The 21918-nt window shown below is 70.4% G+C and carries 16 protein-coding genes; 7 read left to right on the top strand and 9 right to left on the bottom strand.

Annotation, left to right across the window (positions count from 1 at the left end):
* Positions 1 to 189 precede the first annotated feature (189 nt).
* Positions 190 to 1179 carry a serine/threonine-protein kinase gene (locus E4N62_RS31415; RefSeq protein ID WP_230219805.1) on the bottom strand — a complete coding sequence of 330 codons (990 nt, stop codon included), beginning with the start codon at positions 1177 to 1179 and terminating at the stop codon, positions 190 to 192.
* Positions 1180 to 1561: 382 nt separating this feature from the next.
* Positions 1562 to 3388: a phosphoenolpyruvate carboxykinase (GTP) gene (locus E4N62_RS31410; RefSeq protein ID WP_230219804.1), complete on the bottom strand. Its 1827-nt coding sequence runs from the start codon at positions 3386 to 3388 to the stop codon at positions 1562 to 1564.
* 349 nt (positions 3389 to 3737) lie between these two features.
* Here E4N62_RS31410 and E4N62_RS31405 point away from each other — a divergent pair, with 349 nt between their 5' ends.
* From E4N62_RS31405 to E4N62_RS31385, 5 genes are all read left to right on the top strand, one after another.
* Positions 3738 to 4496, top strand: a complete 759-nt coding sequence (locus tag E4N62_RS31405) for a hemolysin III family protein (RefSeq protein ID WP_230219803.1) — start codon at positions 3738 to 3740, stop codon at positions 4494 to 4496.
* A gap of 135 nt (positions 4497 to 4631) precedes the next feature.
* Positions 4632 to 6218: an MFS transporter gene (locus E4N62_RS31400; RefSeq protein ID WP_230219802.1), complete on the top strand. Its 1587-nt coding sequence runs from the start codon at positions 4632 to 4634 to the stop codon at positions 6216 to 6218.
* A 4-nt stretch (positions 6219 to 6222) separates the two neighbouring features.
* Positions 6223 to 6921, top strand: a complete 699-nt coding sequence (locus E4N62_RS31395) for a TetR/AcrR family transcriptional regulator (protein WP_230219801.1) — start codon at positions 6223 to 6225, stop codon at positions 6919 to 6921.
* Positions 6922 to 6954: 33 nt separating this feature from the next.
* Positions 6955 to 7686 (top strand): Mut7-C ubiquitin/RNAse domain-containing protein, encoded by a 732-nt coding sequence (locus tag E4N62_RS31390; RefSeq protein WP_230219800.1) that lies wholly within the window; start codon positions 6955 to 6957, stop codon positions 7684 to 7686.
* A 91-nt stretch (positions 7687 to 7777) separates the two neighbouring features.
* Positions 7778 to 7987: a hypothetical protein gene (locus tag E4N62_RS31385; protein WP_230219798.1), complete on the top strand. Its 210-nt coding sequence runs from the start codon at positions 7778 to 7780 to the stop codon at positions 7985 to 7987.
* Positions 7988 to 8056: 69 nt separating this feature from the next.
* Here the strand turns inward: E4N62_RS31385 and E4N62_RS31380 are convergent, their stop codons facing one another.
* Positions 8057 to 8269, bottom strand: coding sequence for a hypothetical protein (locus E4N62_RS31380; RefSeq protein WP_230219796.1), 213 nt, complete (start codon positions 8267 to 8269; stop codon positions 8057 to 8059).
* A 387-nt stretch (positions 8270 to 8656) separates the two neighbouring features.
* Between E4N62_RS31380 and E4N62_RS31375 the strand changes: the two genes are divergently transcribed.
* On the top strand, positions 8657 to 8914 hold the full coding sequence (locus E4N62_RS31375; RefSeq protein ID WP_230219794.1) for a hypothetical protein: 258 nt from the start codon (positions 8657 to 8659) through the stop codon (positions 8912 to 8914).
* A 79-nt stretch (positions 8915 to 8993) separates the two neighbouring features.
* On the opposite strand, the gene E4N62_RS31370 is transcribed toward E4N62_RS31375, so the two are convergent.
* The 5 genes from E4N62_RS31370 to E4N62_RS31350 all read right to left on the bottom strand — a co-directional run bounded on the left by E4N62_RS31370 (position 8994) and on the right by E4N62_RS31350 (position 18026).
* Positions 8994 to 11420 (bottom strand): galactose oxidase-like domain-containing protein, encoded by a 2427-nt coding sequence (locus E4N62_RS31370; RefSeq protein ID WP_230220298.1) that lies wholly within the window; start codon positions 11418 to 11420, stop codon positions 8994 to 8996.
* 44 nt (positions 11421 to 11464) lie between these two features.
* Entirely contained in the window at positions 11465 to 12760 is a 1296-nt protein-coding gene (locus E4N62_RS31365) for a glycosyltransferase family 2 protein (RefSeq protein ID WP_230219792.1), read from the bottom strand.
* Positions 12757 to 14505 carry a glycosyltransferase family 39 protein gene (locus E4N62_RS31360; RefSeq protein WP_230219791.1) on the bottom strand — a complete coding sequence of 583 codons (1749 nt, stop codon included), beginning with the start codon at positions 14503 to 14505 and terminating at the stop codon, positions 12757 to 12759. The genes E4N62_RS31365 and E4N62_RS31360 overlap by 4 nt, the downstream gene beginning before the upstream one ends.
* On the bottom strand, positions 14502 to 15764 hold the full coding sequence (locus tag E4N62_RS31355) for a glycosyltransferase (RefSeq protein ID WP_230219790.1): 1263 nt from the start codon (positions 15762 to 15764) through the stop codon (positions 14502 to 14504). Before E4N62_RS31355 ends, E4N62_RS31360 begins: the two co-directional genes overlap by 4 nt.
* A gap of 213 nt (positions 15765 to 15977) precedes the next feature.
* Complete coding sequence (locus tag E4N62_RS31350) at positions 15978 to 18026, bottom strand: thioredoxin domain-containing protein (protein ID WP_230219789.1); 2049 nt, start codon at positions 18024 to 18026, stop codon at positions 15978 to 15980.
* Between the two features lie 258 nt (positions 18027 to 18284).
* On the opposite strand from E4N62_RS31350, the gene E4N62_RS31345 reads away from it, so the two are divergent.
* A complete protein-coding gene (locus E4N62_RS31345; protein WP_230219788.1) occupies positions 18285 to 21548 on the top strand; it encodes a tetratricopeptide repeat protein in 3264 nt (1087 codons plus the stop codon).
* Positions 21549 to 21662: 114 nt separating this feature from the next.
* On the opposite strand, the gene E4N62_RS31340 is transcribed toward E4N62_RS31345, so the two are convergent.
* A complete protein-coding gene (locus E4N62_RS31340; RefSeq protein WP_230219787.1) occupies positions 21663 to 21908 on the bottom strand; it encodes a hypothetical protein in 246 nt (81 codons plus the stop codon).
* Positions 21909 to 21918: the final 10 nt, after the last annotated feature.

The raw sequence follows: 21918 nt of genomic DNA, 5'->3' as shown, positions 1-21918 counted from the left end.
ACGGCGTCATGGACCGTGAGGTAATTCCGCCGCGCCACCCAGTTCTGCACCAACTGCCGCCAGTGCGTACCGAGGTCGTATATCTCGGCGTTGCGCCCCGGGTACGAGTCACGGCCGTCGCGGCCCGGGAAGGAGTCACGGCCGGAGAAGGAGTCACGCCCCGGGTGGGACTCGCGGCCCGGGTAGGAGTCAGGAACCGTCACGGACCACCGCCCCCGCGACCATGGCATCGGTCAGCCCGGCGTCGAGCAGCGCCTGCGCGTGCAGCATCAGACAGGAGGGGACGGACTCGCTCGTCGTACGGCGCAGATGACGCTCTCTCAGCTCCTCGTACCGCACCTCGATGGTCCGGGCCACCTGCGGCGGCGGCCATGCCTCGACGCGGGTCTCCTCCTCCACCAACTCGGCCAGGATCTCGGCGAGTCGGGGCCGCTCCTCGGGCCGCTTGGCCAGACAGCGGGCGATGAGCGGCCGCAGCGCGGGCGGTACGCCGTCGAGCCGTGGCTCCCCTCGTACGACCTCCACGCGCACCGCCTCTCCGCCGCCGTGCGGCGGTCGGCCGGTGAGCGCGTAGACCAGGACGCCGCCCAGGGAGAACACGTCGCTCGGCGGGCCGACGCGGTCGCCGCGGATCTGCTCGGGCGACATGAACGGCGGGGTGCCGACGACGACGCCGACACGGGTGAGGCCGGGGGCCCCGTCCACACGGGAGATGCCGAAGTCGATGACGCGGGGGCCGTCCTGGGCGAGCAGGACGTTCGCCGGCTTGAGGTCGCGGTGGATCACATGGGCGGCGTGGATGGCCTGCAACGCCTCGACGAGACCGGCGCCGAGGGGGCGGACCTGGGCCTCGGGGAGGGGGCCGTCGGCACGGACCGCTTCCGCGAGGGAGGGACCGGGGACGTACAGCGTGGCCAGCCAGGGGAGTTCGGCGGTGGGGTCGGCGTCGACGACGGCGGCGGTGTAGGCGCCGCTGACCACGCGAGCGGCGGCGACCTCGCGGGCGAAGCGTTCACGGAACTCGGGTTCGGCGGCGAGTTCGGGGCGGGCGACCTTGACGGCGACCTCGCGGCCGGCGGGTGAGCGGCCCAGGTAGACCCAGCCCATGCCGCCGGAGCCGAGGCGGCCGACTATCTTGTACGGGCCGATCTTCATGGGGTCACTTACGGGTGTGCGCACCCCGGTCACCTCATTTCGGGGTTCGGTGCGGATGTCCCGAGTGTCCCGCGAAATCCGGTGCGCGGCAGCCCTTTTCGCCCCCTCCGCCCCTACCCGTCCTATCCCTAAGGGGCTGCGCCCCTTGGACCCCCACACGTCCGCCCGGTGGGGGCTGAGCGCGCAGTTCCCCGCGCCCCTGGAAAAGCGGGGCTGCGCCCCAGCTTTTCCAGGCCCGCAGGGCCCGGAGCTTTTAGGGGCGCGGGGAACTGCGCGACCAGCCCCCACCGGAGCCGCGCCCGCCAACGAAACCCGAACTCCCGCGCACAAAGAATCCGCGACCGGCCGAGGAGACGTCGCTGGTCAGGGCAACCCATATCCGGCCGGTCGCGGAGAAAAGGGGGCGTCAGCCCAGACGGCTCACCAGCGCCCGGTACTCGTCCCACAGCTCCTTCGGCGTGTGCTCACCGAAGGTGTTGAGGTGCTCGGGCACGAGCGCGGCCTCCTCCCGCCACACCTCCTTGTCGACGGTCAGCAGGAAGTCCAGGTCGGACGAGGAGAGGTCCAGCCCCTCCGTGTCGAGCGCACCCGGTGCCGGCAGGATGCCGATCGGTGTCTCCACCCCCTCCGCCTTGCCGTCCAGCCGGTCCACGATCCACTTCAGGACCCGGCTGTTCTCACCGAAGCCGGGCCACACGAACTTGCCCGCGTCGTTCTTGCGGAACCAGTTGACGTAGTAGATCTTCGGCAGCTTGGACTGGTCCTTGTCCTTGGCGACATCGACCCAGTGGCCCATGTAGTCGCCCATGTTGTAGCCGCAGAAGGGCAGCATCGCGAAGGGGTCGCGGCGCAGTTCGCCGACCTTGCCCTCGGCCGCCGCGGTCTTCTCGGACGCCACGTTCGCGCCGAGGAACACCCCGTGGTTCCAGTCGAAGGACTCGGTCACCAGCGGCACGGCCGTGGCCCGGCGGCCGCCGAACAGGATCGCCGAGATCGGCACGCCCTTGGGGTTCTCCCACTCCGGCGCGATGATCGGGCACTGCGCGGCCGGCACCGTGAAGCGGGCGTTCGGGTGGGCGGCCGGCGTCTCGCTGTCCGGCGTCCAGTCGTTGCCCTTCCAGTCGGTCAGGTGCGCGGGAGTCTCCTCCGTCATCCCCTCCCACCACACGTCGCCGTCGTCCGTGAGCGCCACGTTGGTGAAGACCGAGTTGCCCCAGAGGGTCTTCATCGCGTTGGCGTTGGTGTGCTCACCGGTTCCGGGCGCGACACCGAAGAACCCGGCCTCGGGGTTGATGGCGTAGAGCTGCCCGTCCTCGCCGAAGCGCATCCACGCGATGTCGTCGCCGATCGTCTCGACGGTCCAGCCGGAGATCGTCGGCTCCAGCATCGCGAGGTTCGTCTTGCCGCAGGCCGACGGGAAGGCCGCCGCCACGTACTTGGACTCACCCTGCGGCGGGGTCAGCTTGAGGATCAGCATGTGCTCGGCGAGCCAGCCCTCGTCGCGTGCCATCACCGAGGCGATGCGCAGGGCGTAGCACTTCTTGCCGAGCAGCGCGTTGCCGCCGTACCCGGAGCCGTACGACCAGATCTCACGGCTCTCGGGGAAGTGGGAGATGTACTTGGTGGAGTTGCACGGCCACGGGACGTCCGCCTCGCCCTCCGCGAGCGGCGCACCGAGGGTGTGCACGGCCTTCACGAAGAAGCCCTCGGAGCCGAGCTCGTCCAGCACGGGCTGTCCCATACGGGTCATCGTGCGCATGGAGACGGCGACGTACGCGGAGTCGGTGATCTCGACGCCGATGGCGGAGAGCGGCGAGCCGAGGGGGCCCATGCAGAACGGGACGACGTACATGGTCCGGCCGCGCATCGAGCCCCGGAACAGGCCCTTCTCGCCCTGGAAGATCTCCCGCATCTCGGCGGGGGCCTTCCAGTGGTTGGTCGGACCCGCGTCCTCCTCCTTCTCCGAGCAGATGAACGTGCGGTCCTCGACCCGGGCGACATCGGTCGGGTCGGACGCGGCGTAGTAGGAGTTCGGGCGCTTGATCGGGTCGAGTTTCCGGAAGGTGCCCTTCTCGACGAGCTCCCCGCACAGGCGCTCGTACTCGGCCTCGGATCCGTCGCACCAGACCACGTTGTCCGGCTCGGTCAGTTCGGCGATCTCGTTCACCCACTCGACGAGTTCTCGGTGGGTGGTCGGGACGGTTGAAGGGGGAGCCGCGATGTCGCGCGCCACGATTGCTCCTAAATGAGGGATTTTTTGTTGGAGGCCCCGTGGGGGCTGCGACCCGGATGCTTCACGGTTGGATCTTTGGGCGCTCATCCGGTGCCGACCACACTCATTTGATCATCCGACGGGAGCGCCCATCTGTCCAGAGGGACGTACACATGAGCATCGTGACCATCACCACTCGCCCGATTTCACCCAGGAGGTTTCCCTGCGTCACCACCGCTTCACCAGGCGTGTCCGCTCGTGCGGCCGAATGTCCCCCGCGAGCCCTCCACGTGAGACGATGACCACTTGTGGAGGCACGAACAGCCCGCACACTCCCGTAAGTTACGGCTCCGTAGGTACGATGCAGAACATGACAGCGTCCGTCCCCGATGCGCACCCGGAGACGCCGGCCGACAGCCGCGATCCCGACGCGCGATCCCTGCCGCAGCAGATCGCCCACACGATCACCGACGAGATCCAACAGATCAGCGATGAGATCAAGCCCAGACTCCGGGGCTGGCTCCATCTCGGCATGTTCCCGGCCGCGCTCGTCGCCGGCCTGGTGCTCACCGCGCTCGCGGGTTCCACACGCGGACGCATCGCCTGCGGGATCTTCACCTTCACAGCGTGCCTGCTGTTCGGCGTGAGCGCGCTGTACCACCGGGGCAACTGGAGCCCGCGCATGGACGGCATCCTGCGCAGGCTGGATCACGCCAATATCTTCCTGATCATCGCGGGCACCTACACCCCACTGACGATGCTGCTCCTGCCCGGCGCCAAGGGGCAGTGGCTGCTGTGGGGCATCTGGGCGGCGGCGCTCGCCGGCATCATCTTCCGGGTCTTCTGGGTGGGCGCCCCGCGCTGGCTCTACACCCCGTGCTACATCGCGATGGGCTGGGCGGCCGTCTTCTTCCTGCCCGACTTCATGCGCACCGGCGGCATCGCCGTCCTCGTCCTGGTGATCGTCGGCGGTGTTCTCTACAGCATCGGTGGCGTCATCTACGGCCTCAAGCGCCCGGACCCGTCACCGCGCTGGTTCGGCTTCCACGAGGTCTTCCACTCCTTGACGCTGGCGGCGTTCATCACGCACTACGTGGGGATCTCCCTGGTGGCGTACCAGCACGGGTAACCCTCCGGGACGACCGGACGCAGCCCTCTTCAGTGGCCGTGGCTACCAAGCCGCGGCCACTTTCGTGTGTCCGCACACGGAACCGGGCCGCCAATCAATTGACATCAACCATCTTTTGAGAGTTACTCTCAACTCATGGAGACTGTCACTGAACCTGTCGCTGCACCCTCGGGGGCCCGGCCCGACCCCCGCCGCTGGTGGGCCCTCGGCGCCCTCGTCGCGAGCATGCTGACGCTCGGCTTCGACATGACGATCCTGAACGTGGCGCTGCCGACCATGGCCGGGGAACTGGGCGCGACCACCGGGCAGCAACAGTGGATGGCGGACGCGTACATCGTCGTGTTCGCGGCCCTGATGCTCCCGGCGGGTCTGCTCGGCGACCGCTTCGGCAGGCGGCGGATGCTGATCGTCGGGCTCGGGATCTTCCTCGCGGGATCGCTGGTCGGCGCGCTGGCCCAGGACGTGGACGCGGTCGTCGCCGCCCGCACCGTCATGGGGATCGGCGCGGCACTGATCACCCCGCTCGCCCTCTCGGTACTGCCCTCGCTCTTCACGCCCGACGAGCGCACCAAGGCGGTCGGCATCGTCTCGGCGGGCTCCGTGCTGGGGCTGCCGCTCGGCCCGATCATCGGCGGCTGGCTCCTCGACCACTTCTGGTGGGGCTCGGTGTTCCTCATCAACCTCCCCATGGCCGCCCTCGGCATCGCCGCCTGCGTCTTCCTCCTGCCGGAGACCCGGGACCCCGCCTCCCCCAGGGTCGACGCCGTCTCCACCGCGCTCACCGCGACCGGCCTCGGCTCCCTCATCTACGCGATCATCGAGGCGCCGACCCGGGGCTGGGGCGACCCGCTCGTCCTGGGCATGTTCGCGGCGGCCGTCGTACTGATCGCCGCGCTGGTGCTCCGCGAACGGCGTTCCGCGCGCCCCCTGCTCGACATGGGGCTGCTGGCGCACCGCGGCTTCCTCTTCAACACGCTCGCCGCGACCCTCGTCATGTTCGTCCTGTCCGGCCTGCTGTTCGTCCTGCCGCCGTACCTCCAGGCCGTCCTCGGCCACGACGCCCTGGGCACCGGGGTACGGCTGCTGCCGCTGATGGGCGGTCTGCTGGTCGGCGCGCGGGCGGCGCAGCCGGTCGTCGAACGCTTCGGGTCCCGGGCCGTGGTGAGCGCGGGGCTGGCGGTGCTGTCGTTCGCCGCGTTCCTCGGCAGCCGTACGGCGGTCGACTCCGGTTACGGCTTCACGGCGCTGTGGCTGTCGCTGGCCGGTGCCGGGTTCGGGGTGGCGATGGTGCCCGCGATGTCCGGGGCGCTGGGCACCCTGCCCACGGACCGGGCCGGCAGCGGTTCCGGGCTGCTGATGACGCTGCGCCAGGTGGGCGGCGCGATCGGCATCGCGCTGCTCGGCAGTCTACTCGCGGGCGTCTACCGGGACCGCCTCGACGTCACCGGCCTGCCCGGGTCGGCGGCCGACACCGCCGGGGACTCGTTGGTCGCGGCCCACCTGGTCGCCGAACGCGCGGGCGCGGCCGATCTCCTGACGTCCGCGAACAGTTCGTACGTCCATGGCATGGGCGTGGTCCTGCTGGTGTGCGGTGGCGCGGCACTGGTCGCGACGCTGCTGGCGGCGGCCTTCCTGCCGAGCGCGCCGACGGGGCGGGGCGCCGGGAACGCGCGGGACACCGGCCCTGACCTGGCCACGTCCAAGGCCGATGCCCGACAATGACCGCATGACGGCCGCACGCCCCAGCACTCCCCGCCCCCGCGCACCCCGCCGATCGCCCCCACTCGGGCTGCGTGAGCGGAAGAAGATCAAGACGCGCGAGTCGATCCGCTCCGCGATGTACGCACTGGTCCGGGAGCAGGGCTACGACGCCACGACGATCGAGCAGATCGCCGACCGGGCGGAGGTCTCGCCGTCGACCGTCTTCCGCTACTTCCCGACCAAGGAGGACATCGTCCTCACCGACGAGTACGACCCGATCCTCATGGAGGAACTGCGGTCCCGCCCGGCGGACGAACCCTGGACGGACACCATCCGGTACGTGATGCGGGAGGCCGTCCGCACGGGCGTCGAGGAGGACATGGAGGTCGCCCGGCTGCGTACCTCTTTGATGGTCCAGGTCCCGGCCGTCCGCTCCCGCATGATGGAGAGCATGTCGGTGACGGGCCGCATGCTCTGCACGGCCATCGCCGAACGCACCGGCCATGACCCCGACAGTCTGGAGGTCAGGGTCTGGGCGATGTCCCTGATCGGCGCCCTGCTGGAGACGTCGCTCTACTGGGCGGAGAACGACCACCGCGACGACTTCGCCGAGTTGGTGGACCGCGCCCTGAACACGATCCAGCACGGCTTGGACACGGGCCGGCTCGACGCGGGGGACGGTGCGGGCCCGGACCACCCTGGCCCGCCGGCGAAAAACCCCTGAGCCGGTCCCCCTCCCCCATGCGATCCTGACCGGGTGAAACCCGCCGAGATCCACGCCGAGATCCACATCGAAGTCGCCCCCGAACTGGCCCTGTTCGTTCCGCACGGCCGCCGCGCGGGCGTGACGCCGCTGGCCGTCGACGGCGTCTCCACGCTCGGCCACGTCGTGGAGTCCCTGGGCGTCCCGCTGACGGAGGTGGGCGCGCTGGTTGTCGACGGCCGCGAAGTACGAGTGGGGCACATCCCGGCGGACGGCGAGTCCGTGACCGTACGCCCCGTCGACCACCCCCAGCAGGTCCCGGGCGCCCCTCTCCGCTTCCTCCTCGACGTTCACCTGGGCACCCTGGCCCGCCGTCTACGCCTCCTGGGCGTGGACGCGGCCTACGAGTCGACCGACATCGGCGACCCGGCCCTGGCCACGCTCTCCGCCACCGACCGCCGGGTGATGCTCAGCCGCGACCGGGGCCTGCTGCGGCGCCGCGAGCTGTGGGCCGGGGCGTACGTCTACAGCACCCAGCCGGACGAACAACTCCGCGAGATCCTGACCCGGTTCGCCCCGCCCCTCCACCCCTGGACCCGCTGCACCGCCTGCAACGGCCTCCTGGAACCGGCGACGAAGGAGCAGGTAGCGGACCGTCTGGAGGGCGGCACACAACGCTCGTACGACGTCTTCGCCCAGTGCGCTTCATGCGGCCGCGCGTACTGGAAGGGCGCGCACCACGAACAGTTGGAGGCAATCGTGCGGGAGGCGTTGCGGACGCGCTGAGCGCCTTGCGCAAGAGCACGGGCTGATTCGGGACCGGAGGGCAAGGCGAGGTCGACGTACGGGGTCGGCCCCCTCACACCGTCCAGGGCCGATGCGTACCCCGCGCTCCACCGCCGCTGGTCCGCCGCTCGACGCGCACCACCGCTCGAACGGTGCCCACCGGAAAGCCCGCCGCGAGCAGCCCGATCACCACCGCATCGCACCGGCCCGGCTGCGCGGCAGCAGCCCGGCCGCACCGCTCACGGCGGCCTACGCCACCGAGCGGCCGAGGGAGCACGGCCGACTCGGCGGAAAGGCCTGAAACCCACCCACATCAGTGGCTCGGGACCGCGTCACGGGTCGAGTGTCAGCGGTTCATCGCTGATTGCCGTCACTCGGGCGACGATTTCGAACCCATCCAGATACCCAGGATTCCTCCCGCAGCCGGTCCGACCCACAGCGCGATCGCGACGGGCGCGGTCAACGGCAGATCCCAACTCAGCAGGGCCACCAGCATCACGCCCAGCCACACCACCTGCAACGCAACGGCCAAAGCCACCTTGCGCCGCGGACTCCACTCCCGCATGACGGTGAGCGCGCGCACAACACCCCTCACTACTTCCTCGGGCAATACTCCTGCGCATAGTGCACTGTCCCGAGAAGTGCGGCCAGACGCCGGCCCTCCGACAACGCCCGGCCTGAGACGACGGCTCGATCCGGTGCTCGATGCAGCGAGCCCATGCCGTCGGACGACCGGCTGACCGTCGCCGGACATCTGCCGTGCGACCAGCCCGTCATCCACGGCGCCCGCCCCACTCACAACGGCCTTCCGCGCCTCGGCGTCACTCGTCACGTCAGTCATCAACTGTCGCTTCCAGCTCGGGAGTTACACCGCTCACCGTACAGACCCGGCCCAGGACGGCTGCGAGGCCGGGCGGCAGTTGTGGGGAACGTACCGCCTCGCCCGTATCGGGAAGGGAGGGGGTACGGCGTGACGTGGAGCATCGAGCGCGCACCCGGGCGGCCTGTGCACCGTACTGAAGACGGTCGCGTCATCCTCCCGCTTCAGCTGAACGCGACCGGCGGACGACACCCCACCGACCTGTCCCTCACCCTCGCCGAAGCCGAGCACCTGCACGCCGCCCTCTGCCGTGCCCTCGACGGTCATCCCCCACCGCTCTCCGCGCCGGACTGCCGTCACCCCCTTCAGGCCTCGCCCGGCGTCGCTCGCCGCGTCGGTCCCGTATAACCGCTGTAACCGCGAACGGTCCCGTATCCGGCGATCACCTCCGGATACGGGACCGATCAAGCCACTCCGCCGATCATCGTCAGCGGCGCCTCACGACGTCCCCCTTCCCGCACGCCCGGCCATCCCCGTTGCGGTCCAGCTTCAGCGGGTCGTCCTTGCCGTTCACCTTCAGGCGGCCGTAGTCGTTCCGGGCCAGCCACGCGCAGCGGGCGGCCGTCGTGTTCTTCACCTCCGCCGGGAACGTCGTCGGGACGCAGACGTTCGCCGTGCCGTAGTGGCGGTCGCAGCCGGAGATCGTCGGGCTGACCTTCTTGGACCTGGTCTTCTTCCCCGGGCCCGTGACCTTGCCCTTCGGGGCGTCCGCGAAGTCGTGGACGTGGGCCGAGGGGGCCTCGCCGGAGGCCTGGGCAAGGGCGGACGGGCCCTGGAGGTGGACCCATTCCGCGACCGACGGGACACCGTTGGCGTCGACCGCGAAGAGCATGTACCAGCCCGGCGGTGCCAGGTTCGGGTTGCTCGTCACGTTCAGGTCCACGTTGTTGCCGTCGACCGACAGGGGGAGGTCCACGAAGCGCTGGTTCGGGTCCGAGGAGTGGGTCACGGCGGCGGGGCGGATCAGTTCCGCCTTCGCGATCGGGCGGTCCACCGTGATGCGTTGCGTGTCGCCGTACACCCACTCCTTGTCGATCACCGAGGTGATGGTCGGGCGGGCGCCCTTCAACAGGTACGGCGGGGTGTAGATCGACACGTCGTGGTTCCAGGTGCCGTTGCCCGGGTTGTCGCCCGTGGTCATGACGCGGCCGTCGGGGAGCAGGAACGCCGAGGAGTGGTAGCCGCGCTCCTCCGGGTCCGTCGCCACCGGGTCGAAGGTGTTGGTCGCCGGGTCGTAGATCGAGGTCTCGTAGACCGGGTCGGCACGGTTGTGCAGGGCGCCGCCCGTCTCCAGGACCTTGCCGTCGGGCAGCAGCACCGCGGAGACGTACATCTTGCCCTGGTCGCCGGTCTGGGCGACCTTGCCGTTGCCGAGGTCCACCGTGCCCTGCGGGATCGGCGGGCCGGCGACGTACGCCGGGTTCGCGGCCTTGAGGTCGATGATGTCCGTCAGGCGGTTCGCGACCGGGTTGGACTCGATGTTGCCGCCGCCGAGCGTCAGGACCTTCTGGTCCTGGGCGGGAGGCAGCAGCACGCTCGCGGACTGGTCGCGTTCGTCCTTCCGCTGCAGGCCCGGGACCTGCGTGACCGTGTTGGCGTCGTAGTCGTAGATCGCCGAGCCCGTGCCCGGGATGTTGTTGCCGAAGACATGGCTGCCCGAGTAGAAGAGGCGGCCGTCCTGCATGAGGATCATCGACGGGTACAGGCCCCAGTACGACCAGGTCTGGTTGACCTTCCAGAGTTCGAGCCACTTCTGCTCGGCGTCCGACCACAGCTCGGCGGTCACCGAACCGGTCGAATCCTCCTTCAGGCCGCCGAACGAGATGACGTCACCGTTGCCGAGGATCGTCGCCGACGGGTACCAGTGGCCGTCGTTCATGTCGTTGGTCTTGCTGTACGTCTCCGTCACCGGGTCGAAGATGTACGAGTCCTTGTAGCCCTGGTAGCCGATCGTGCCGTCGGCCGACGGATAGCCCTTGTTGCCGCTCATGACCAGGACCCGGCCGTCGTCGAGCTGGACGTGGCCCGCGCAGAACATGTCGTCTGGGGTCGGGATCTGCTTGTACGTGCCGTTCTCCGGGTCGTACACCGCCGAGGTGAAGGTGCCCGCCTCGAACATCTCCTCGCTGTTGCCGGAGCCGGCGATCAGCAGCACCTTGCCGTTGTTGAGGACGACGGAGTGCATGGAGCGGACGGGGTTCTGGGTGGGCAGCACGTCCCAGCGGCCGTTCAGGCACTCGTCCGGCGTGCCCGTGCACTGCGGCTCGGGGACGGGGTCGGCGACCACGTCCATCGTGTAGTCGTCCGTGGTGACGGAGCCCGTGCCGTAGACGGAGACACCCCAGGCGAGGCGGTCCGTGGCGGCCGGCACAGCGGGAGTACGGACCGTGGCCTCGGTCCAACTTCCCGCCATCTCCAGCGTCTTGAGGTCGGTCCAGTACTGCCATCCGGCCGTGGTGTCGTGCCGGAAGAGCGTGATGGACGTGTCCGGCGTCGTCGACTTGTACCAGAGCGCCAGGTCGTACTGCTTGCCCACCGTGACCGGGGGCGCGCAGGCCGCCGACTCGGTGATCAGAGCCTTGCGGTCGCCATCGGCCCGGCGGGTCAGCTCGACCTTCATGGCCTTGGTGCCCGAGTGGGCGTCCGAGGTCGTGGTGAACGTGAAGTCGTTGTCGCCCCAGCCCGACTTCTTCCAGCAGTACGGCATGTCGTCCGTACCGGCCGTCTCGAAGCCGGGGTTCTGGATGAGGTTGGCGGCGGACGCGGGCTGGGGTGAGATCAGCAGGAGGCCGGAGGCGAGGGCTCCGACCGCCAGCAGGGCGGTTCTGCGTCTGGGCCTCGGTCTGGATCTCATCCAGCCGGTCAGCCGGTTCTTCAGGTGGTTCTTCGGGTGGTTCTTCACGCGGCTCTCCTTGCCGACTGCTCGGGCTCCGCAGGCTGCCCGGAGCGATCGGTCTCATCGGACCGACCGGACCGCTCAGCGTGCCTCTCGGCCCGCTTCCGCCCGCCGCGCTCCCCGCGGCGGGACTTCTTGCGGGGCAGATAGACGAGCGCCTCGGTCCCCACGAAACGCAGGACGAACGTCGTCACCAGGGCGAGCGCGGTCGCGGGCAGCGCGCCCATTCCGAACTCGCCCACGAACAGGGCGATCAGCGGGATACGCAGCACCAGGTCGGCGTTGGCGAGCAACGCGAACCGGCCGATGCGGTCCCACCCCTTGCGGTACTGGCGCCGCTCGCGGAAGCAGAGGTGCTCGATGAGGAAGAAGTTCCAGAGCACCCCGAGCTGGTTGGCGAGGATCTCGGCGGGGACGTAGTGCATCCCGGCCGAGGTGAGGGCGTACAGGCCCGCGAGGTTCGGCAGGAAGCCGGTGACGCCGATCAGCCCGAAGACCATCATGCGGGCCGGCGGCGACGCGGTGCGCAGTCCGACGAGGTGACGCAGGAACCTCAGGCCCTCCTGCGCGGTCGACTTGGACTCGCCGGCGTACCGGTCCTGGAAGACGAAGGGCACCTCCGTGACCTGCCGGGGGCGGCTGCGCACGGCCAGTTCGAGGAGGATCTTGTAGCCGAGCGGCTGGAGGATCTCGGCCGTGACGGCACTGCGGCGGATCGCGAAGAAGCCGCTCATCGGGTCGCTGATGCCGTGCAGCCGGCGCGGGAAGAGGGACTTGGTGAGCCAGGTCGCCCCGCGTGAGACGGCCACCCGGTAGCTGCCCGCGAGTCCGGCGCGGCTGCCGCCCTTGATGTAGCGGGAGGCGACCACCAGACCCGCCGACGACCGCTCCCCGGTCGCCACCAGCTCCGGTACGAGGGACGGCGGGTGCTGCAGGTCGCCGTCCATGACGACGATCCAGTCGGAGGTGGCCGCCTTGATCCCCTCGACCACCGCGCCGCCGAGGCCGCCGACGGGTTCGTCGCGGTGCAGCACGGTCACCGGGAACGGGCAGTCCTGCGCGGCCTTGTCGATCACTTCGGGGGTGTCGTCGGTGGAGTCGTCCACGAAGACGACCTCGCAGGGCAGCCGCCCGGGGACCGTCTCGGTGATCTGGTGCAGCAACTCCCGTACGTTGGCGGACTCGTTGAAGGTCGGTACGACGATGGTGACGGCCCCGGGCTCGGGAACTTCGGCACCCCGCACGGCGGGATCGCCGAGTTCCCCGGGTGCGGTGGACTCGTAGCTTCCGCTGTTCATCGGTCGCCTCCAGCGGCCTCGGTCTCGCGGATGCGGTCGCCGTCGCCGGTGGCCTCGGTGCCATCCGTACGGTCGCCGCCGGTGTCGATCCTGCGGATCTCGATCCGGTCCTCGCCGGTGCCGAAGGTGGCCACCGGGGTCGAGTTCTCCATCGCGCCCTTGACGTTGGGCAGGTCGACCGCGTCGCGCCGTACGGTCGGGGAGGCGACCACGTAGTCCAGGTCGCGCCAGCCGCGTGGCATCGTCTTCGTCACCGCCGGGTCGAGGTCGGCCTTGTAGAACCAGATGACGCCGAGGCCGGGCTCGTAGCCCTCGTGGACGAGGTCGAGCCAGAGCGCGTCGTCGACGAGGACCCGGGTGCCCGCCGGGTCCTCGATCTCACTGCCGAGCCACGTGGCGGCCTGCTGGTAGGGGGCGTTGGCGTTGAAGGTCATCGCGGTGTGGTTGCCGTCGTACCAGCGCGGGACGACGTACACCGCCGCGGCGGCGGCCAGGGCGAGGGCCACACCGTGCCGCGCCCAGGTCAGGGCCCGCTTCTCGGTCGTGCTCCGCCACCGGCGCAGGACGCCGTGCGCGACGCTCGCGGTGCCGCCCGCGAGGACGAGCGCGAGGAAGGGCAGCGCCTGGAGGACGTACATGGCGGGGAGGTAGCCGGGGCGCAGGGCCATGCCGGCGAGGATCGCGACGGCGAGCGCGGGACCGGCGAGGGCCCGCGCGGTCACCGACCAGCGCCAGGTGACCAGCAGGAGCAGGGCGCCCGCGAGTCCGCCGATCGGCAACACGCGGTCGTAGTACAGCCACGACTGCAGGACGCCGTACGAGCCCGTGCCCTCGGTGAGGATGAAGCCGGAGCCGGGGCGGCTCATCTGGTAGACGATGCCGTCCCAGAGGGAGACATGGCCGGCGCCAGGCAGCAACTCGCCCTTGAGCAGGGCGAACAGCGGGTACGAGATGCCGATCAGGGTGCAGGCGGTGACGGCGCCGGTGATGGCGAACTTCCGGGTGTCCCGGTGGCTGTGCCGCCACATGGTGAGCAGTACGGCCGGCAGGACGAGGAGCATCGTCTCCTTGGTGAGCACGGCCGCGGCGGCGGCGATGCCGGCGCCGAAGTGGTGCCAGAGGTGACGGCTGGGCGAGGCGGCGAGGCAGAAGGCCAGCAGCGTCCACATCACCGCGATGTTGTCGAGGAAGATCTCCCGCTGGAGCACCACCGACAGCGGGGAGAGCCCGAAGAGGGCCATGCCGAGGCCGGCGGCCCAGCGGGGCAGCGAGAGGCGGCGGCCGAGGACGTAGACGAGGACGGCGCTGACCGCGCTGATCAGCAGCATGACCACGCGCATCGAGCCGACGGTCATCGACTCGGGGGCGAGCTGGGCGGGGATCCAGGTCAGGGCGGCGAGCTGGAGCCAGCCGAGGGGCGGGTGGTCGTACCAGTAGGTGTAGTGGGCGAGGCCCCTGCCCTCCTGGACGGCCCAGGCCTGGGCGAGGTAGGTGCCCTCGTCGTCGCTGAGGGTCGGGTAGTCGGCGATGTTCCAGCCCTGCACGATCATGATCGCGACGAGGAGGAGACCGCAGAGGATCAGGTCGGGGGGCGAGTTCCGCAGGCGCTTCGGTGGTGTCCCGGGCGCGGGCGAGACGGAAGAGGAATCGTTTGTTCGACCTGTCGAACCGGCTGTGGGCGCAGCTGTCCGCTGCGCGGGGACCTTGACTTTCGTCTTGGTCGCCGCGGGAAGTGTGGAGGTCACGCAGGAACGTCCTCTCGGTTCACGTTCGCGAGATGTGCGCCGACGTGGCTGGTCAACTCCCAGTCGTTGCGGCCACGTTGCTCACGCCACACCGCCCGTACGGCGGCGAAGGCGAGGAGCACCTGGTAGAAGGGGCCGCCCACGACGAGCTTGACGTAGTGGACGAACCGGACGCGCAGTCCGTACTGCTTGCCGAAGTCGTGCAGTCCGACGACCTCGAACACGAAGGTGACCAGGGCGGTCACGGCGGGCAGGAAGGTGATGAAGGCGACGCCCACGGGGACGTCGAGGAAGAGCGCGATGCCCACGTTGAGGGGGATGATCACCCCGGAGACGGCCTGGAGATAGGGCGTCATCAGTGTGTAGCGGGCGAGCAACCGCTGCCGGAAGGACGGCAGTTGGCGCCAGTCGCGCTTCCGGTAGACCTGGAGGAAGCCCTGGTTCCAGCGGGTCCGCTGCTTCATCAGGGACATCAGGCTGCCGGGGGTCTCCTCCCGGGTCACCATGTCGGAGTCGTAGGCGACGACGACCTTCTTGCCCACGCTGGAGAGCCGGACGCCCAGGTCGCAGTCCTCGGCGAGGCAGTCGGGGTCCCAGCCGTCGGCCGCGCGCAGCACGTCGGTACGGACGAAGACCGTGTTGCCGCCGAGCGGGATGAACCCTTTCTGCGCGTGCAGATGGAGGCGGGACCGGAACCAGAAGAAGTACTCCAGGCAGTTGCGCAGGCTGTACCAGCTGGAGTTGTAGTTGATGAGCTGCACGCCGCCCTGCACGACGTCCGCGCCGGTGGTGCGGAAGGCGTGGTCGACGTGGGACAGCAGCTCCGGATGGACCTGGTCCTCGGCGTCGAAGACCCCGACGACATCGCCGCGGCAGTGCGGTAGTGCCGTGTTCATGGCCTTCGGCTTGTTCTTCTTCTCGTGGTGGTCGACCACCACGCGGACGCGCGGGTCGCGCTCCTCCGCGGCCCGGGCCACCGCGGTGGTCTCCGGGTCGTCGTGCCCGACGATCACGATGATCTCGAAGTCGTCGTGGCTGGATTCGAGCAGGCGTTGGATGGTGTGGTCCAGCACGGCCTGTTCATGGCGTGCCGGCAGCAGCAGTGAGAACGACACATGTTCGTCGCCGTCCGGTCTGCTGAAACGGGTGGAGGCGAGCACTTCGGGCGTTCGCCACGCGTGCATCTGCCACCACAGAGTGAAGGCCGCCATCCAGAACAAGGCAAGCGAGATGACAGCTATGAAGACAGACGTCAGCAAGATAGATCCCCCCGGATCCCAATACCCCCTGTCACGCCGAGAGTTACTCCCAGCGCGTCACTGCGGAGAGACTAGGGGGAAACTGTGAACCCTGGGGGCCCTTCCGATAAAAAGCGTGTTTCCGTTCGAGGGAACACGTAATCGGACGTGTCCGCACACCGGCCCGTATCCAGCCAGTTGTTCGACCTTGCCCCACTCCCTGACCGGCGACTTTCAGCCGATCGAGGCCACCCCCAGAGCCGTACGCAACCGGTCCACATCGGTCACGGGAGCGTCACATGTGAAATTACGGCAGACATACACAGTTGGTTCACCGCCCACGAGCGGACGGTCGGCCAGCAAGGGCAACTCGTCACTGTCCGCGGTCCCCACGGCCACCACCGCACCCGGCGCGGTCCCCAGCAACGCCGTCCGGTGCAGCTCCTTGGTCCCCGGATGCCCCTGCGGTCCGACGACCGCCACCTCACGCGGCCCGTCGAGCAGGGCCTCCGCCGTGGCCAGCCCCCACCCGATGAACCGCGGCGCCCTCGGCCCCAGGGCCTTCACCACGCCCAACGCCCTTTCGGCGGCGGTCCGATGAGGCTCGGAACCGGTGTGCGCGGCATAGCTCAGCAGCGCACCCGCCGCCGCGCTCCACCCGGACGGCGTGGCGTTGTCGGTCGGATCCTGCGGCCGCCGGATCAGCTTCTCCGCGTCGGCGGCGGTGTCGAAGAGCGCCCCGGACTCCTCGTCGACGAACCGGACGAGCACATGGTCGAGCAGGAACCCGGCGAACTCCAGCCACACCCCCTCCCCCGTGACCGACGCCAGCGCCAGGAACCCCTCGGCGACGTCCGCGTAGTCCTCCAGCACCCCCGCGTTGGCGCCGACCTGCCCGTCCTTGCTGGTCCGCGCGAGCCGCGCGCGCTCGTCCAGATGCAGGCGTACGAGGAGGTCGGCGGCGGCGATGGCGGCGTCCACCAGGTCGGGGCGGTCGAAGTATGCGCCGGTCTCGGCGAGCGCGGCGACGGCGAGGCCGTTCCAGGCGGCCACCACCTTGTCGTCGCGGCCGGGGGCGGGCCGGCGCGCACGCGCGGCATTCAGCCGGTCCCTGACCGACTCGATCCGCTCGGCATCGAACACGCCCTCGCGCTGCGGCAGTTGAAGGACGGATGCCCCTTCCTCGAAGGTCCCCTCCTCCGTGACCCCGAAGTGCTGCGCGGCGAGCGCCGCGTCCTCCTCGCCGAGCACCTCGGTCAGCTGCTCGGGCGTCCAGACGTAGTAGGCGCCCTCGACATGCTTCCCGGAACCGGTCCCGTCGTCGCTGTCGGCGTCCAGCGCCGAGGCGAACCCGCCCTCGTTCGTGCGGAGTTCGCGGACCATGAAGTCGGCCGTCTCCAGGGCGACGCGCCGGGCCAGCTCGGAACCGGTGGCCCGCCAGAGATGGGCGTACACGCGGCACAGCAGGGCGTTGTCGTACAGCATCTTCTCGAAGTGCGGCACGACCCACTCACGGTCGACGGAGTACCGGGCGAAGCCGCCGCCGAGCTGGTCGTAGATACCGCCGCGGGCCATGCGCTCGCAGGTGTCCCGCGCCATCTGCAGCGCGCCCTCGGAGCCGGTGCGCGCGGCGTGCCGCAGCAGAAACTCGATCACCATCGAGGGCGGGAACTTGGGCGCCCGGCCGAAGCCGCCGCGCGCCGCGTCGTACTCCCGGGTGAGCCCCAGCAACGCCTGCGCCAGCTCGTCCTCCCCGGGCACGTCGACCGCCGCGAACTTCAGCTCCCGTCCCGCCAGGTCCCGCACGATCTTCCCGGCGACGTCGGTGACCTCGTCCCGCCGGTCGGCCCAGGCGGCTCGCACGCCTTCCAGGACCTGCCGGAAGGAGGGCATGCCGTGGCGGGGGGCGGGCGGGAAGTAGGTGCCGAAGTAGAAGGGCTCCTCCTCCGGCGTCAGGAACACGGTCATGGGCCAGCCGCCCTGCCCGGTCGCCGCCTGTACGGCCTCCATGTACACCGCGTCGACGTCCGGCCGCTCCTCCCGGTCGACCTTGACGTTCACGAAGTGCGCGTTCAGGTACTCGGCGGTCTCCCGGTCCTCGAAGGACTCGTGCGCCATCACATGGCACCAGTGGCAGCTCGAGTACCCGACGCTGAGCAGCACCGGCACCCCCCGCCTGCGCGCCTCCTCGAACGCCTCGGCCGACCACGGCCACCAGTCGACCGGGTTGTCGGCGTGCTGGAGGAGGTAGGGAGAGGTCTCGTGGGCCAGTCGATTCGCCATGGGCACCATCATTCCCCAGTACCCGTGAATCGCAGTTCAGCACGAACACGCGCCCCGTCAGGGGCGCGGGGCTGTGTCGATGTGCGGCTCCGCCGCGTGGGCGCGAGCAACCACGCCCCACCCGCACCCGGCCGACAACCCGACCTCCTACGGCGAAACCCCGCCCCTGGCCCCGCCCACGATCACGCCCTCTCGCCTAGCCGGACTACTCCCCGCACACTGGCCGGAGGCAACCGTCTCGGCGAAGGGGGAAGCGTGATGCGGGACAGCCACCGGGGGGAGGCCGAACGGCTGTTGGTCCGGGCGGTCGAGGAGGAGGTCCGCAGATCGGGCGGCCGTACCGACGGAGTGGTCCTGCTCGGCCGCGCCCGCGCCTCCCTGGATTCGATGGCGCAGAACGCGGCCGAGGAGTACGAGACGTACACCCGCGCCCTGGACGAGTCCGAGGCCGGCCGCCCCACCTTCCGCCAGCGCTACGCGAAGGAGGGTTCCGGCACTCCCCTGCTGGTCGCGGCCGTCGCCGCCGGCACGGCGGTCGTCGCCGACCTCTCCTTCGGCGTCGCCCCCGGCACCGCCGTGAGCACCGGCGTGATCGTCGGCATCGCGAGCGCCGTGGCCACGGTCCTGAAGGTCACCGCCTCTCACCTCCCCGCCGCCCACCATCACGCGGGCACTCTGAGCCAGCCCGGCGGCCCCGAGCAGCTGCGGCTGCAGTGGCTGACGGCGCTGGAGGTGCGCGGGATACGCCCGTTCCTGGACCAGCAGCGCGTCCTCGCCGCGTCGACGGCGACGGCGAAGAAGACGGCGCCCCGGCTGCGCGGCGCCGACAAGAGCGCGGCGGCCCGGCGGCGCAACGTGCTGGAGCAGTCGTTCGCCCAACTCCCCGAGGCCGACGACCGGTTCGCGGGCCGCCGGGCGGAGATGGGGAAGATCCGCCAGTGGGTGCAGGCGGCCCGCGCGGAGACCGAGACCCGGCCGACCGTCGTCGTGCTGCACGGCGCGTCCGGCTCCGGCCGCACCGCCCTCGCCGTCCGCGCCGCCCATGAGCTGCGGGACTACTTCCGGGGCGCCTGTGTGGTCGATCTGCGCGCCGACAGCCCCCAGGAGCCGCCGCTGTCGACCCGGGACGCGCTGATGCATCTGCTGAATCGTCTCGGCGCCCCCCGCGACCAGCTGCTCTTCCGTGAGCGGACCTCCCAGGACCAGCAGGTCAAACGGCTCAGCGAGCTGTACCACCAGCATCTGACCACCGTGCCGGTGACCATCGTCCTGGACGACGCCTCCGACCCCGAGCAGGTCCGCGCCCTCGTCCCCGAGCGTTCCGACAGTCTCGTGCTGGTCACCGCCCGCTCCCCGCTCGCCCTGCCCGCCGACCTGCCCGCCTGGGTCCACCAGCTCCCCGTCGAGGCGCTCGACGCCGACGGCACGCGCGAACTGCTGAGCACGGCGGCCCAGGACGGCGCGGCACTGTCGGCGGGAGCCGTCGCGGGCGCGGGGCCGTCCTCGGGGGCGGGCTCCGGCTCGTACGACACGGAGTCCGTCGCCCGGATCCGGCACCTGTGCGGCGGCCTGCCGCTCGCCCTGCGCATCGCCGGCTCGTCCCTCGGCCCGCGCACACCCGGCCAGTTGGCCACGGACCTGGGCGCGTACGGCCCGGTCGAGCCGATCGAGCGGGCCCTCTGGCTCCGCTACACCGACCAGTCGGAGCTGTCCCGCAAGCTGCTGCGCCGCCTGGCGCTGGCGGGACGGGCGTCGCTGGGCGCGGCGGCGGCCGCCTCGCTCCTCGCCACCGACGAGACGGAGGCGACCCGTCACCTCACGGCGCTCGCCCGCGCGGGCCTGATCGACCACGTGCACGGCAACCGCTACCGCCTGCACGACCTGGTCCGTGCCTTCGCCCACGCCCGCCTCCTCGACGAGGAGGAGCCGAGCGAGCGCACGGCCGCGCAGGAACGCCTCATCGTCACCTACGCGGATCTGGCCGACTCCGTCCTGCGCCTGGTCGACGGCAACATGTCGACCCGCTCGGACCGCTTCGGCCAGCACGGCTTCGTGTCGCTGGAGGAGGCGCTGCGCTGGCTGGACGACGAGACCAGCTTCATCACCTCCACGCTCCGGCACGCGGAGGGCGTGAACGAGGCGGCCGTGCTCAGCCTGCTGGGCGCCCTGTGCGACTACTGCCTGCTGCGCGGCGACCTCTACCGTCTCGGCGAGCTCAACGAGCTGGCCCAGTCCGTGGGGCAGGGCCTGCTGACCCGCTCCGTGCAGTGGCGTACGGGTATCGCGGCCCGTCAGCTGGGCGAGCTGGACAAGTCACGGACGACGCTGGCGTCGGTGGTCAACCTGTACATGGAGACCAACCACGACGCGGGTGCCGCCCGTGCCCTGTGCTCCCTGGGCATCACCCTGCACCACCAGGGCAATCTGACGGAGGCGGCGGAGAAGCTGCTGGAGGCCCTGCAGATGCAGTCGGCCCCCGAGCTGGCGGCGGACCGCGCGTGGACGATGCACGCCCTCGCGGCGGTGGAACGCGACCGCTCCCATCTGGCGGACTCGCTGGACCTGTTGACGCGGGCGCTGGTCCTGCACCGTCAGCAGGAGTCCCTGCACGGCGAGGGCTGGGCCTACTACCAGCTGGGCCAACTGCTGTTGCGTATGGGCGAGATACCGCGCGCGGAGACCGAACTGCGCACGGCGCTCGACCTGTTCGGCCGCACCCGCGACCCCCGGGGCGAGGCCTGGTCGATGACGCAGCTGGCCCGCGCCCGTCTCGTGGCCGGGGACCCCTCGGCGGCCGTCGACGGTCTGCGCCAGGCCGTCTCGCGCCACCGCGACAACGAGGACGCGCGCGGCGAGGCCTGGTCCGGCTACTACCTGGGGCAGGCCCTGGAGGAGACCGGCAACCTGGACCAGGCGGTCCGCGAGCTGGAGCGCTCCCGGACGATGTTCTCCCGGATGCGGGACGTGTACGGCCTGGCCTGTGCCCGTCACCACTCCGCCCGGGTCACCCGCGACCAGCGGGCCGTGCAGACCGGCTCGCTGCGCAACTCCGGCTTCGCCCGTCAGCTCCTGGTCGACGCGCGCGCCGACTTCCAGCGCATCGGCGTCGCCCACGGCGAGGCCTGGACCTGCCTGGAACTGGCGGTCGTGGACGCGGGCAACACCCGCACCCCGCAGGCACTGGCCCTCTGCGAGGAGGCCACCCGTCTCTTCGCCTCCTACGGCGACCGCCGGGGCGAGGACTGGGCCCGCTTCCTCAAGTGCACCCTGCTGCCCTACGCGGCTCCCGGCGGCGTGGAGATCGGCACGGCCGTCGCCCAGGAGGACCTGGCCCATCTCTCCCGCACGGACCATCCCCTGCGTGACGAGAAACTCGCCGAGTACATCGAGGCCTACCAGCTCCTCCTGGAGCGGGGCGTCAATCTGGAGAGCGGCTGGCGGGCCTGGACCCTCGGCATGGTGCCGAACCGCCATGCGCGCGAGGTGATGGGGGTGCCGGTGTCGGGCGTGGGACACGGGTGAGGGAGGGCTGGAAGGCTCTGTGGCCCCGCGACGACAGGGCGTGACCGTGTGACACCTCGCGGTGTCACACGGCCCGCCCGGCGAGCCGTCACGCCGGCGGTCGGTCCTGCGCGGTCAGCCCTTCGCCGGAGTCGTCCTCCCGGCCGCGTCCGTCGCCGTCTCCTCGACGGAGGCGTCCGGGTCCGACGACTCCTTGAAGTCGACCTTGCCCATGTGCTTGTTCATGGACTTCATCAGGCCCCAGACGGCCAGGGCCATCACCGCGAAGACGATGAAACCGAGGACGCCGGGGGTGACCTTGTCCTCGTCCAGCTCCTTGGCGAGGGGGACGAGGTGTGTGACTGCCAGGCTTACGCTCATGCCTGGCATT

Source organism: Streptomyces sp. MNU76 (assembly GCF_020982545.1).
GTDB lineage: Bacteria > Actinomycetota > Actinomycetes > Streptomycetales > Streptomycetaceae > Streptomyces.
Note: the sequence above shows the minus strand (reverse complement) of the source record. Positions and strands in the feature narration are given on the sequence as shown.